Raw genomic sequence first — 13934 nt, forward strand, 5'->3', positions numbered from 1 at the left:
GGCGGTTTTCTGGGGGTCCGTGCGTGGGGGGGGCGGGGCCGGGGCCCGCCGGGCGCCCCCACGGCTCGGGTTCCGCCGCCGGTCAGGGCACCCAGTGGTTGCCGGTCACCGTGATCATGACCTGGAGCTGGATGCTGGCCGAGTAGTAGCTGCTCGCGTCGATCGGGGTACCGAGCATCTTGTTCCACAGCGCGTCGAGCCAGGCCTGGCTGCCGGAGTCCGTCATCGCCGCCACCGCGAACGGGGCGAAGAAGGCGGCCTCGCTGCCGCTGGAGATCTGCGTGCCGTTCAGCTTGTAGCCGATGGCGATCTTGCCGGGGTCGCCGCCGGTCTTGCCCTTGATCCAGGAGTTGAGCTTCCTGGCCGAGGCGAGCGACTTGGCGTCGCCGCTGGTCACGGCGTCGTCGGCGATGCGCCACGGGGTGCGGCAGGCGTTCCACCAGTACTGGCCGTCGTTCGGGTCCTCCAGCACCTGGCCGGGGGCCGGCTTGGCGGTGGTGTTGGTGTTGACCACGAAGTCCGGCAGCAGGCCGGTGGCGGAGGCGTAGTTGGCCTGGAGGGTGGTGATCAGGTTCTGGTGGGCGGTCCTGATCGTGTCCCAGGCGCTGTTGCCGGTCGCCTTCCTGAAGGCCCTGAAGTGGTCGACCATCCAGTCGGAGGTACGGGTGATGTAGTAGTACTGGTCGCCCGAGCTGCTCCAGTCGCCCAGCTTGAGCAGGTTCGTGGACGGGTTGATCTCGTCCTTCTTGATGGCGTTGATGTGCTTGATCGCCAGGTCGAGGTAGTCGTACGTGCCCGAGCTGCCCCACTGCCGGTGGGCCAGGAGCAGGCCGTAGGCGACGTCCATGTCGCCGTCGGTGGCGCCGTCGCTGCCGTCGACGCTCTTGCAGGCGGTGTCCTGCTCGGCGGCCAGCAGGTCCGGGTTGACCGACGACGGGTGGGCGATCATCCACTTGACCATGCCGTCGAAGATCTTCTTGGCGTCGGGGTCGGCCCCGGCCATGGTCGCGACGACCACCATGCCGTAGCCCTGGGCCTCGGCCACGTACGGGTGGTCGGCGTCCGGGGAGATGACCTCGTACCAGCCGTTCCCGCAGTTCTGCCGGACGAAGGCGGCCTTCCACCGCTTGTAGTAGTCGACCACCCGCGCGTCCAGCGTGGCCTGGTCGCCGGAGGGACGCAGCATGCCCGCCGCGTACGGGATGGTGTGGCTGCCGAAGGGCACCGCGGGACCGCCCCCGCCGCCGGGCTGGGTGGTCGCCGTGACGGCGCCGCCGGCCGCCGACTGGTTGCCCGCCGCGTCGCGCGCCTTGACCGTGTAGCTGTAGGCGGTGGCGGGGGTCAGGCCGGTGTCGGTGTACGTGGTGCCCGTCACGGTGGCCACCAGGGTCGAGCCCCGGTGGACGAGGTAGCCGGTGACGCCCACGTTGTCGGTGGCGGCGTCCCAGGCCAGGGAGACGCTGGTGGAGGTGGTGCCGGTCGAGCGCAGGTTGCCCGGGACGGAGGGCGGGGTGGTGTCGGTTCCGCCACCGCCGCCGCTGCCGTAGACCTCCAGCTCGTAGAGCGAGTAGCCGTACGTCGTGCCGCGGGCGGTGCCGTACATGCGCACGTACCGGCCGCTGCCGCTGACCGTCAGGTCGTCGGTCGCACCGTTGCCGGAGGTGGTGGAGTAGACGTCGGTCCAGGTGCCGCCGTCGGGAGAGGTTTGGATCTTGTACGACTTGCCGTAGGCCGCCTCCCAGGTCAGCTTCACCCTGGAGACGTTGTACGTGTCGCCGAGGTCGACCCTGATCCATTCGGGGTCGTGGCCCTCGACGCTGGCCCAGCGGGTGGAGGCGTTGCCGTCCACCGCCTTGGCCGCCTCGAAGCCACTGCCCTCGACCGACGACGAGGTGACCGGTTTGCCGCCGGACAGGAGCGTGTCGGCGCTGGAACCGGCCGCGGCGGTGGCCGGCGGCGCCAGGGGCGCGGCCGCCATCAGGGCCGCGACCAGGGCCGTGACGAGCAGCGACGACCGCCGGGGGCGCCGCTCAGAACGTCTGATCATGCGTTGATCCTTCGGATAGGGGGTGCCATGGGGCCATCCGCAGGTGGACCGTGATCGGTGAACGGGCGTTAGGAAACTTTCCTAACCGTCATAGCGGACGGTAAACAAGAACACCCCCATCCGCAACCCTTCCCCTCAAACCAACCGCGCAGTTCACCTCCCCGACACGAACACACCACCAAAAAACCAGACAAACCCCACTCTCGGGTGGACGACCTCGCGGGTGACGATGGAGACGATCCGCCGTGCGCCGGCCGGCCGGTGGCCCGGCCGCACAAGGGGCGGCGGGTGGGCCGGTACGGTCTGCGCGGTGGCGGCGACTGGCCCGACGCGCCCGGTGCCGCCCGGACGGCGCATGCGTCCGGGCGGCGGGTGGGGTCAGAGGCGCTCGAGGAGCTTGCGGAGCTGGGCCACCTCGGCCTGCTGCGTGCTCTCGATGGCCTTGGCCAGCTCCTTGGCCTGCGGGTTCACCCCGCTCGCCTGCTCGGTGCGGGCCATCTCGATCGCTCCCTCGTGGTGGGCGATCATCTGCTCGGCGAACAGCCGGTCGAAGGCGGCCCCCTTGGCCCCTTCGAGCTTCTTCATGTCCTCGGCGGACATGATCCCGGGCATGTCATGCCCCATGCCCCCGGACGGGACGGGCTTGCCCCACTCGGTCAGCCAGCCCTTCATGGTCTGGATCTCCGGGTCCTGGGCCGCCTTGATGTCGGCCGCGAGCTTCTTGATCTCGGGGTCCTTCGCGCGCTGCGGAGCGAGGTCGGCCATCTCGACCGCCTGCTGGTGGTGCGGGATCATCATCTGGGCGAACATGACGTCCGCGTCGTTGAACGACCGCTGCGACGACGGCGCACTGGCGGTGGCGCTCTCGGTGGCGCTCGCGCCGGCGGTCGTGGCCGTGGAGGCGGTGTCGTTCGCGCCGCACGCGGTGAGCAGGACGAGCGCGCCCGCGGCGGCGGCGAGGCCGATCTTACGGTTGGTGGACATGCTGATGTGCTCTCTCGTTCGCTGGAACTGCGGGTAGGCCGATGCGCGCGGATCGCCGTCGAGGGCGTCCACGCGAACAGGCCGGCCTATATGCGCAGGATCGAGAGACGAGCCAGCCGCAGGGACGTGGGCCGCGGCGGTGGCCGCGCGACGGGCCGGAAAGCCGCACCCGGGTCGGCGCCGCCGACGGCCCGCCGCCGCACCCCGACCCAGAGGGCCAGCAGCACCACGACGAGCAGCGAGGTCAGGACGGCCAGGCACACCCCGGCCGGATCGAGCCCCGGCATCTCGTGGCCGGGAGCGAGCCCCGCCAGGGCGGCGACGGGGGCCTCGTGAGCGACCGCCGGGCCGTGCCGCGCGTCCGCCATGTCGTGCCGGGCGTTCACATGTCCGAGCGTGTGCATCCCGCACACGCCGAGGGCGAGGACGACGAGCAGGAGTGCACGCGCACCCCGCCACAGGATCCCCACCGGCCCTCCCCCGTCGCTCCGGCTCTTACGAACGTGCAGGATACGGGAGCCGCCCACCTCCGGCAACCTGAACCCGGTACGGGTATATGAGATCTGAGTCACCATAAAGGGAAGGCCGGGAATGCCGTTCCTCTACATTTCCGGCTTAACCAGAACCTCGCCCTCGCCTATTCTCGGCAGGCAGGTGAATATGTCTCCTTCGTCGACGAGATCGCGTATCACGTCGACCATTCCCGCGACACCCGCCTCCCTGATTACCACCAGGTCGAGGGCACACCAATATCGGCCACCCAGGCTTTCCCCGGACCGGGCGTGCCGGCCCATGATGCGCCCGACCTCCTCCAGGGTGAGCAGGAGAGCGCTGCATCTCTCACCGGACGGCAACGTGACTATCGCGTCGCAGCACTCCAATCGCGAGGGATCGCCATCGCCGTCACGAAGAATTTCCAGGGTGAAACCGTCTTCGGCCCAGGTGAAATAGGCGCCGTCAGTCAAAGAAACGCTCCGGGCGGCGGGGGGGCTTCAGTGTGTCAGAAGAACTGGCCGAGACGGAACGGACGTACCACGAGCGGGACCTCGGACCGGCTGATGACCTTGACCTTCCTGAGGCCGGTCAGCCAGTCGGCCGTCACCTTGACGCATTTCAGGCGCACCTCGTGTTCCCCCGGCGGCGCGTACCGGGAGATGACGACGCCCTTCTTGCCGAACCCCATCCCGCCCAGCCCGATCCCCACCTCGCGGAACATCCGCCACGACCCCTTGACGGGGAACGCCGTGGACCCGACGACGGCGTGGTTGGCCTGGGTGGGGCAGTGGATGAGCAGCCGGATGGCGTCGTTCTGGTGCGGCGCCGCCGGCGAGACCCGGAAGGACGTGAGCTTCTTCCAGGACGTGTCCCCGTCCGGCCCGGAGTCCGCCGCGGCGAGGGTGGCGGGTCCCGCGGCGACGACCGCGACGGCGACCGCCGCCGCCAATGTGATCGACCGCATCTTTCCCCTCACGCTGGGTGACCAGATGCATCCCATTCTGGCCACTTCGCCCTAGCAGGAGAGGACGCCACGCCGGGCAGGCCGACGACGTGATCCCGATGGCGTACGAAGGAGGCGTGAACCGGCCGGAGGCACGCCTGATCGCCACGTTCGTCGTCATGGGGCTCGCGTTGAGCGGGACGTTCACCGCTCTGCTGCCGGAGGGGGCCGGCGACCGGGCCGCCCCTCCCCCTCGGACGCCGCTCCCGGCGACGGCGAGGGCCGCGCCCTCCCCCACCTCCATCGGCTCCATGCCGAGCTGTGGGGCATGGAGCTGGGCGCGGCGAACGGGCAGCTCGCCGCGCGGCTGACGCCCGGCGCGCCGCCCCCGAACCGATGGCCCGGGGGCGGTGCGGGGTCAGGAGCCCTGGTGCAGGCGGGCGATGCCGCGTTCGATGGCCTCGATGATCCGCGGACGCAGCTCGGCGGCGCTGACGATCGCGTCGACCGAGCCGACCTCGACCGCGCGCTGGATGTTGTGCACCCGGTCGAACTCCGCGGCCACCTCGCCGAGCTTCTCCGCCCGTACGGCCGGCTGGACCTCGGCCAGGCGGGCGTTGAGCGCGGCCCGCTCGGCGCCGCTGGCCGCCGCGACCTGCCGCTGCAGCTCGCTCACGCGCGGGTCGGTCGCGGTGCGGTTGTTCACCTCGCCGGAGAAGACCACCGCCGCGGCCGGGGCGCCGCCGAGCACCGAGGCGAACGAGCCCTCCAGCGCCAGCACGGTCATGTTCGGGTTGAGCGCCTTGGAGAACACCACGAACGCGCCGCCGTGGTAGCGGGAGATGACGCAGAACACGATCGGCCCGTCGAAGTTGACGATCGCCCGGCCGATCTCCGCGCCGTACTCCAGCTGGAGCTTGCGCATCGACTCGGGCGAGCCGTCGAAGCCGGACAGGTTCGCCAGCACCACCAGCGGCCGGTTGCCGGAGGCGGCGTTGATCGCCCGCGCGGTCTTCTTCGACGAGCGCGGGAACAACGTGCCGGCCGTGTACGAGTCGGGCCCGTCGGCGGGCGGGAAGCCGCGCCGCGGCACCGGCCGTGACTCGATGCCGATCAGGCAGACCGGCCGGCCGCCGATGTGCACGTCCTGGACGGCCGAGGTGTCGGCGTCGGCCATGCCAGCCCAGCGTTCCAGCACCGGGTGGTCCTGGTCGGACAGGGCGCGCATCACGGTGCGGATGTCGAAGGGCTTCTTGCGGTCGGGGTTGTGCTCGGCGGAGAAGATCTGGCCGACGGTGGTGAAGTCGCTGCCCGCCACGGCGTGCGGGTAGTCGCGGACGTCCCGGTCGGCCGGGTCGGCGGTGGGGGCCCGCCGGGGGCCGCTCTCGCCGGGCACGACGTAGGTGTGGTCGTAGTGGGCCATCAGCACGTCGCGGGCGGCCGGCAGGTTGGGCGCCCAGTACTGGGCCTGGCCGTTGGGCCCCATGACGCGGTCGTAGCCGCCGATGCCGAAGTTGTCCTCGGCCGACACGCCGCCGGAGAAGTCGAGCGACTGCTTGCCGGTGAGCACCATCGCCGAGTCGGGGGTCATCACCAGGATGCCCTTGGTGTGCATGAGCATCGTCGCCTCGGCGTTCCAGTACGGCTGCGCCCCCACGGTGATCCCCGCGACCACGATGTTGATCTCGCCGCCGGCCTGGGTGAAGGTGACGATGCGCTTGAGCGCCGCCGCCACCCAGTCCATGTTCTCGGTGCCCGAGGTCATCGAGATCCGGGCGCCGGCCGACAGCGCGAACCACTCCAGGGGCACGCGCATGCGCTCGGCCAGGTCGAGCGCGGCGATCACCCGCGAGCACTCCGGCTCCGACAGCGCGCCCAGCGCCTTGGTCGGGTCGCCGAGCAGCACCACCCGGGTGACGCCTTCGGGGTGGCGCGCGGTCGGCGTGGTGACCACGCCGGCCACGATCGCCGCGGAGTTGTTGCCCTTGGGCCGGTCGACCGGGACGAGCACGCCGTCGGCGTCGAGGTCGTGCTCGACGAAGCGGCCCTGGGGACCGGTGAGCAGGCCGGTCAGCTCGTAGGGGTAGGCGTTGCCGCGCCGGGCGGCGCGCAGCACCTTCTGGCGGTAGTCGTCCAGCGGCTGGACCGGCTCGTCGGACGGCTTGCCGACGTGCAGGCTGGCGCCGTGATCGGGGCCGAGGGTGATGCGCACGGCGACCTCGCTCAGCTCGCCCGAGGGGGTGCGCTGGCGGGCCACGAACTGGACCTCCTCCAGCCCGGCGCCCGCCGTGGTCGGCAGGATGCGCTGGACCAGCATGTTGAGCTCGTCGGTGGTCAGCTCGGTCGAGGGCCAGACGTACATCATGATGCGGTTGGTGTCGAACCGCTTGTTCTGGGGGCGCTGGGCCTGGATGTTGCGGATCGCGTCGAGGCCGGCGTTGAGTGCGTCCTCGACGGCGGGCAGCGCGACCAGGCGGCCGTCGGCCTCGCGCAGCGGCGTCAGGTCGCGGACCTGGCCCATGGCGATGAGCCGCTCGTCGGCCGGGTTGCTCTTGGCGACGGCCTTGAACAGGTAGAGCTCCTCGTCGACCGAGGGCAGCCGGGTGAGGTCGAACTCCTGCAGCCGGTGCAGCTGCAGGCGCTGGGCGATCTGCGGGTGCAGGCCGCGGATCAGGCGGTCTTCGGCGAAGCCCGCGCCGTCGGGGCGGAAGGTGAAGTGGTGGTGCATGACCGCGCCGCTGGTGCCCACGACGGTGGTGGTGATCCGCCGGATGCCCGCCGGCTGCGGGCGCTCGGCCAGGACCTGCCCGAGCCGTACGGCCATCTCCTCGGCGTCGGGCTGGTCATCCCAGGTGAGGTAGAGGTCGGCGACGAGCCCGCGCCCGCCCACCCCCTTCGCCAGCGCGCCGACGGCGTCGATGGCGTCGGGCAGGGCGGCGATGTCGACGGCGGTGGTGACCAGGCGGGTCACGCCGCGCGGGCCGGTGTGCTCGGCGGTGACGAACCGGCAGCCCGCGCTGTCGCGGGTGGCGACCTGCGTCAGCCCGCGGTTGCCGTAGTAGCGGCGGGTCAGGACCTCCAGCAGGGGCGCGAGGTCGCGTTCCGGCCGGCCGATGCGCTGGCCGAGCAGCCGGACGAGCGGCTCGGAGCTGGCCACCATGGCCTGGATGCGCTCGGCGCGGTCGGGCGCGTCGGGATCGCGGTCGAGGTGGCGCAGCTCGTCGCGGACGGCGGCGTAGACCTTGGCGCGGTTACGGCGCAGCAGCGGCTGGGCGAACCAGCGGAACACGACGCCGCGGGCCAGGTCGGCGACCACGGGGAAGCGCACCTGCGTGGCCTCGACCAGGTGCTCCAGGGCGAGCCCGGCCCGCTCGCCGAGCGACTCGCGCGGCGGCGCGCCGGCCAGCCAGGTGCGCAGCAGCTCCGACACGACGGCGAGGCCGGCGGTCATCTGCTGCTGGGCCAGGAAGATCCGGAAGACCGCGGCCTCCAGCTCCGGGGTGCGGTCGAGCTCCTCGACGCCGTAATGCCTGAGCATGCGCCGCAGCTTGGCCTGGAACGCCTCGGGCAGGCCGGCGCGCTCGACGTCGAGGCTCTGCAGGTAGCTGTGGAAGTACTCGCGCGGGCTGTGCACCGGGCTGCCCGGCTCGACGTCGAGCTCGCCGCCCGGCTTGTTGCGGCTCAGCTCGGACAGGTCGGCGAAGACGGTGAGCAGGTCGAGCTCGCCCTCGATCACGCGGTCGTCGAGCTCGGCCCGCGCGGTCAGGTAGCCCGACAACATGCGGGCGCGCTCGTGGCGGTCGGCGTCGAAGCCGAGCAGCAGCTCGCGCAGGTCCTGGAGGCCGCGCTCGGCCTGCTGGGCGGCGGAGGCCCGCGGCGGGGCGGCGGGCAGGTCGATCTCGGGGGCGCCCGTCGCGGCGGCGGCCTGCTCGGCCTCGGCGCCGGCGAGGGGCTCCAGGCGCATCAGCGGCGCGCCGGCCTCGACCTGGCTGCCGACCGAGACGCCGCACTCGCGGACGCGGGCGCGGAACGGCGCGCGCAGCACCGTCTCCATCTTCATGCTCTCCAGCACCAGGATCGGCGCGCCCGCCTCGACCTCGTCGCCGGCCGACAGGGGCGTCGCCACCACCAGCGCGGGCGCCGGCGAGCGGACGACGCCGCCCTCGTCGCGGCTGATGCGGTGGGTGACGCCGTCGACCTCGACCAGGTGGATCGGGCCGTGGGTGGCCGACATCAGGCGGAAGCGGCGGCCGTTGACGGTGATACGGCCGCTGTGCTCGTCGAAACGGTCGATCTCGACGTCGAGCGGGTGGGAGAGGTCGCCGTCGGAGATGCCGACGCGGAAGCGCCGCTGCCCGGCCCTGGCCACCGTGAGCCGGTAGCCGGCGCCGCGGAGCTTGAGGGTCAGCGGGCGGCCGGTCTCGTGCTGCACCTGCGGGCGCCCGCCGTGGGCGGTGGCCAGCAGCCGGTTGCGGCTGACCTCCTCCTCGTCCTGGTACGCCTCGATCGCGGCGGCGGCCAGGGCGACCGCGGAGTGGCGGTGGCTGACCAGGCGGCCCTCGGCGCGTACGCGGTCGATCCAGCCGGTGTCGGCGACGGCGTCGACGACCTCGGGCTGGTCGAGCAGGTCGAGCACGAAGCTCTTGTTGGTGGCGCCGCCCTCGATGATCACGGTGGTGGCGGCCATCGCGCGGCGCAGGCGGGCCAGGGCCTGCTCGCGGTCGCGGCCGTAGGCGATGATCTTGGCGATCATCGAGTCGAAGTCGGCGGGGATGGTGTCGCCCTCGCTGACGCCGGTGTCGACGCGGATGCCGGGCCCGGCGGGCAGCACCAGGCGGGCGATGCGGCCCGGCGCGGGGGCGAAGTCGCGGTCGGGGTCCTCGGCGTTGAGCCGGGCCTCCACGGCGTGGCCGCTCTCGCGCGGCCGGGGGCCGTCCAGCCGCCCGCCGGCCGCGACGTGCAGCTGCAGCCGGACCAGGTCGGTGCCGGTGGTCAGCTCGGTGATCGGGTGCTCGACCTGGAGCCGGGTGTTGACCTCCAGGAAGGCGAACATCTTGTCGCCCGGGTGGTAGAGGAACTCGACGGTGCAGGCGCCGCGGTAGCCGACGGCCACGGCGAGCCGCGCGGCCGACGCCTTCAGCTCGTCGGCCTGGTCGTCGCTCAGGACCGGGGAGGCGGACTCCTCGATGATCTTCTGGTTGCGCCGCTGCACCGAGCAGTCGCGCACGCCCAGCGCCCACGCGGTGCCCTGGCCGTCGGCGATGACCTGCACCTCGACGTGGCGGGCGCCGGTGACCAGGCGCTCCAGGAAGACCACGCCCGAGCCGAACGCCCGCTCGGCCTCCTGGCTGGTGCGCTCGTAGGCGTCGGCCAGCTCGTCGGCCGAGGCGACCATGCGGATGCCGCGCCCGCCGCCGCCCGCGGTCGCCTTGAGCATGAGGGGATAGCCGATCTCGTCGCCGGCGCGCAGGGCGTCGGCGAGCGTGGCCACCTCGCCGCGGCTCCACGGCGCGACGGGGACGCCGACCTCCTCGGCGATGAGCTTGGCGCCGATCTTGTCGCCGAGCCGGCGCATCGCCTCCGCGCTCGGCCCGACGAACGTGACGCCGATCTTCTCGCACAGCTCGGCGAAGGACGGGTCTTCGGCGACGAACCCCCAGCCGACCCACGCGGCGTCGGCCCCGGTCTCGGTCAGCGCCCGCTCCAGCACGGCGTGGTCGAGGTACGGGCGCGCGGAGGCGGGCCCCAGCGGGTAGGCGACGTCCGCCTCCCGGACGAAGGTCGCGTCGCGATCGGCGTCGGTGTAGAGCGCGATCGTCTCGATCCGCTTGCCGGTCTCCGCCGAAAGATCCCGGACGGCGTGGATGAGCCGCATCGCGGCCTCTCCGCGGTTGACGATGGCGACACGATTGAACACCGGTTGAGCCTCCCACGTACCCCGTACAAGTAGGCGAAGTCCGGGATGGTCCCCGGAGCCTCGCCTGTCACTGTCTCTACCGTGCTCGATGACCACCGCGTGCACCAATGTCCGCATAGTGCACGCCGGGGCTCCTGCTTTGTGTGGATCCCACAAAAACAGGCCCCGCCACAGGGTTCGAGCGCCGGTTCCCGTGGCAGCCTGCCACAAGCCGTCACGGTACCGACGACTGTACCGGCGACCCGGGTCACGCCTGCGCAGCCCTCGCCCTCCGAGCCGCTCCTCCAGGACGGAACGTCCATGAATGTGGCAGAGTGCGGGCAACCACAAGATCGAAAGGTGTGTGCCTTGGCTGTCCCCCTCGCCGCCTCCCTCGCCGCCTTGACGCTGGCCTCCTCGCTCACCTCACCGTCCGCCGCCCTGCCCGCCGCCCTGCCCGCCTGCCCGCAGATCTTCGGGCACGGCGGCTACCCGACCGGCGCGAACGCCTGGGAGCGGGACCATGTGCGCCAGCCCAACAACCCCACCGCCGTACGGCGTTACAAGGGCTGGGGCGCCGCCGGTGTCGAGGCCGACCTCCAGCTCACCAAGGACGGCACCAAGGCAGTCATGTGGCACAACACCTCGACCTGGGGCCTGTCGGGCACGAAGAAGGACATCACCGAGATCTGGTGGGCGGCGGGCGACACCGCGCTCAAGGGGCGGACCATCGTGCGCGGCCTGTTCAAGGGCGAGACGGTCTACACCTTCCGCGAGTGGCTGGCCGCGATGAGGTCGGCCGGCATGATCGGGCTGGTCGAGATCAAGACCGAGGCCCGCCAGTCGCTGCTCAGCTCGAACGCCACCATCAGGGCGCAGGCGTGGAACGAGGTGCTCGGCCCGGTCAAGGAGAACTACCGGTCGCAGGAGATCATCCTGTACTCCCACGACAGCGCGATCGCCGCCGAGCTCAGGAGCCGCGTGACCGCCGCGGGCCTGAGCCAGGTGCTGACCGGCGGCCCGATCTGGCCGGAGATGACCAAGTGGGAGGAGCCGCCGCCCTCCTGGACGCTGAACGAGAACGCGTGGAAGTCGGCGCTCGCGAGCGGGGCCAGGCGGGTGGCCACCGACTACACGCCGGAGTTCAGCGCGTGGCTGAAGGGCAGGTGCCAGTGACCGCGTCCTGAGGACGCGGGCGAGGGCCGGGCGGCGGTGCACCCCTGAGGGACGCGCCCGCCGCCCGCGCCGCCCGGGGCGGTCCTTGGCGCCGGGTCGGTTCGTGGCGCCCGGTCCGTGGTGCCGGGTGAGTGCGTGGCGCCGGGTCAGTCCGTGGTGAGGGCGTCGAGCAGGTCGCCCACCTTGGCGTCGGGCACGGACTTGGCCACCTCGGCGAGCGCGACGATCCCGATGAGCCGGTGCCCGTCGATGACCGGCAGGCGCCGCACGCGGTGGCCGGCCATCGTCCGCAGGATCTCGCGGGCGTCGTCGTCGGCGCCGATGGTGACGGCCTCGCCCTGGGCCAGCTCGCCCGCCCGGCACTGAGCCGGGTCCTTGCCCGCGGCCAGCACCTTCACCACGATGTCGCGGTCGGTGAGCATGCCCTTGAGCCGGTCGTCGGAGCCGCAGATGGGCAGCGACCCGACGTCCATGCGGGCCATCTTCTCGGCGGCCACCAGCACGGACTCCTCGGCGCTCACGCATTCCGCGTGCGGGGTCATGATCTCTCGTGCGGTCGGCACGATGGTCCTCCTCGTCTCGGGGTCCCGCCCGACTGCCCGCCGCCCGGCACCTGAAACCGTGTTCCCGGCAGCGGTCGCTAGCGTGGCGGGGCGTCCGGCCCGGGGGCGGGCAGCGGGAGGTGCAGGGCGAAGCAGGGGCCGTCCGGGGTGTCCTCGATCTCCAGGTCGCCCTGGTGCGCGCGGGCGATGGCGCGGGAGATGGCCAGGCCGAGTCCGCTGCCCTCGGGGTCGCGCCGGCGTCCCTCCGACAGGCGGACGAAGGGGTCGAACACCCGCTCGCGGTCGTCGGGCGCGACGCCCGCGCCGTCGTCGCGGACCGAGACCACCGCCTGGCCGTCGCGGCGCTCCACCCGGACCTCGACCACCGTACGGGTGTGCCGCTGGGCGTTGACCAGCAGGTTCGTCAGTACCTCGCCGAGCTGGACGCGGTTGCCGAGCACCTGGAGCTCCTCCTCGACGTGCACGCGGATCAGCAGCCCAGCCCGCCGGCTAGCGACCTCCTCCCGGACCAGATCGCCGAGCCGCACCGGCTCCCGGTCGTGCGGCGAGGCCGTGCGGACGCGGGCCAGCAGCAACATCTCCTCGATGATCGCCTGGAACCGGTCGGCGGTGGACAGCGCGTCGCGGAGGGCGGCGCGGGCGTCCACGTCGGGGTAGGTCAGCGCCTCCTCCAGCCGGGCGCGCAGGCCGGTCAGCGGCGTGCGCAGCTCGTGGGAGACCATGGAGGAGAAGTTGCGCTGCTGCTCGACCGCCTCCTCCAGGCGGGCCAGCGTCCTGTTGGCGGTGCGCGCGAGCTCGGCGACCGCGTCGCCACCGGGCGGCTCGGGCACCCGCTTGCTCAGGTCGGTGACGGTGATCTCGGCCATCCTGGCCCGCATCGCCTCGACCGGCCGCAGCGTACGCCCGATCAGGAACGCCGCGATCCAGGTCAGCAACGCACTGACGGCCAGGCCCCCGGCGATGATGATCATCTCCAGGCGGTGGGTGGACAGCAGCGGCGGCTCCACCCGGGCGGCGTAGACGACGTGGGGCGCGCCACGCCACAGGAACCGCTCCTCCTGCGGCGAGGGCCGGGTGGCGGTGAACATCAGGCACTCGTCCTCCCGGCAGGCCACGCCGTGCCGGATGCGGTCGTCGGAGGGCGGCCAGAGCGTGCTGATGGGCGGCCTGCCCCGTGCCGCGCGGCTGGCGGCGACCACGTGGCCGCGGGCGTCCACGAGCTGGATGAGGTCGACGTACGACGTGGTGACCGGGGGCGGGAAGGTGGTGCCCATCGAGCCGATCCACTCGGTGGTGGCCCGTTGGGTGTCGGCGAAGACGTCCTGCCGCATCCTGTCGTGGATCAGCAGGTCGAGGGCGACGCCGATCGCCGTGCAGACGATGAGCGACAACACGGCGGTCGCCAGGATGAGACGCGCCTGGACCGAGAGCCGAAGCGGCCGCAGGGCCCCCACCCCCTCACCGGTCTCGCCCGGGTCCTGCCGCCCACATGCTCTCAACCCGGCTCTCATGGCACGCCCAAGGAGCGGCAACGACCTCGTCGGCGGCGATACGCAGTTCAGCAATTGATCCCGCAATCGCCACGGATATATACGAATAACCGATTTACCGTGACTTATACCGACCGTTAGGGCCGTCAATACAAATGCCCGGTTTGTTTCATGGCGGCGGCCGCGACTCCTGCTGTACGATCGCCATTCGTGGCAGCGGGGCTTTCCGGTGGCGCCGAATGGGTCGGATGGTTCGGGCGATTCGGGCCCGCGTCCGTCCGTGCGCGCGCCGCGATTCTCCCATTGCCCGGCCAGGAATCGCGCCGGCAGTCAGGAGAGA

Annotated in this window: 10 protein-coding genes; 2 read left to right on the top strand and 8 right to left on the bottom strand. The window is 72.0% G+C overall.

All coding sequences use genetic code 11. The features are described from left to right. Positions 1-82: 82 nt before the first annotated feature. The 5 genes from ABZ444_RS24005 to ABZ444_RS24025 form a co-directional block, all read right to left on the bottom strand. The gene (locus ABZ444_RS24005) at positions 83-2047 is read right to left on the bottom strand and encodes a glycosyl hydrolase family 8 (protein ID WP_358000749.1); all 1965 of its coding nucleotides are present in this window, start codon (positions 2045-2047) and stop codon (positions 83-85) included. 378 nt (positions 2048-2425) lie between these two features. Then, positions 2426-3031, bottom strand: coding sequence for a DUF305 domain-containing protein (locus tag ABZ444_RS24010; RefSeq protein ID WP_358000752.1), 606 nt, complete (start codon positions 3029-3031; stop codon positions 2426-2428). 86 nt (positions 3032-3117) lie between these two features. Beyond that, positions 3118-3501: a DUF6153 family protein gene (locus tag ABZ444_RS24015; protein ID WP_358000755.1), complete on the bottom strand. Its 384-nt coding sequence runs from the start codon at positions 3499-3501 to the stop codon at positions 3118-3120. Positions 3502-3633: 132 nt separating this feature from the next. Then, complete coding sequence (locus ABZ444_RS24020; RefSeq protein WP_358000758.1) at positions 3634-3996, bottom strand: hypothetical protein; 363 nt, start codon at positions 3994-3996, stop codon at positions 3634-3636. A gap of 35 nt (positions 3997-4031) precedes the next feature. Next, complete coding sequence (locus ABZ444_RS24025) at positions 4032-4502, bottom strand: hypothetical protein (RefSeq protein ID WP_358000761.1); 471 nt, start codon at positions 4500-4502, stop codon at positions 4032-4034. Positions 4503-4588: 86 nt separating this feature from the next. On the opposite strand from ABZ444_RS24025, the gene ABZ444_RS24030 reads away from it, so the two are divergent. Further along, positions 4589-4840, top strand: coding sequence for a hypothetical protein (locus ABZ444_RS24030; protein ID WP_358000763.1), 252 nt, complete (start codon positions 4589-4591; stop codon positions 4838-4840). Positions 4841-4887: 47 nt separating this feature from the next. On the opposite strand, the gene ABZ444_RS24035 is transcribed toward ABZ444_RS24030, so the two are convergent. Then, positions 4888-10386 carry a carboxyl transferase domain-containing protein gene (locus ABZ444_RS24035; protein ID WP_358000766.1) on the bottom strand — a complete coding sequence of 1833 codons (5499 nt, stop codon included), beginning with the start codon at positions 10384-10386 and terminating at the stop codon, positions 4888-4890. A 348-nt stretch (positions 10387-10734) separates the two neighbouring features. On the opposite strand from ABZ444_RS24035, the gene ABZ444_RS24040 reads away from it, so the two are divergent. Further along, on the top strand, positions 10735-11541 hold the full coding sequence (locus ABZ444_RS24040; protein ID WP_358000769.1) for a hypothetical protein: 807 nt from the start codon (positions 10735-10737) through the stop codon (positions 11539-11541). Between the two features lie 146 nt (positions 11542-11687). Here ABZ444_RS24040 and ABZ444_RS24045 read toward each other — a convergent pair whose 3' ends face one another. Together ABZ444_RS24045 and ABZ444_RS24050 are read right to left on the bottom strand one after the other, a co-directional pair. Continuing rightward, the gene (locus ABZ444_RS24045) at positions 11688-12104 is read right to left on the bottom strand and encodes a CBS domain-containing protein (RefSeq protein ID WP_358000772.1); all 417 of its coding nucleotides are present in this window, start codon (positions 12102-12104) and stop codon (positions 11688-11690) included. A 77-nt stretch (positions 12105-12181) separates the two neighbouring features. Then, complete coding sequence (locus ABZ444_RS24050) at positions 12182-13498, bottom strand: HAMP domain-containing sensor histidine kinase (RefSeq protein ID WP_358000775.1); 1317 nt, start codon at positions 13496-13498, stop codon at positions 12182-12184. Between the last annotated feature and the right edge of the window lie 436 nt (positions 13499-13934).

Origin of the sequence: Nonomuraea sp. NPDC005730 (assembly GCF_040630865.1) — a bacterium.
GTDB lineage: Bacteria > Actinomycetota > Actinomycetes > Streptosporangiales > Streptosporangiaceae > Nonomuraea.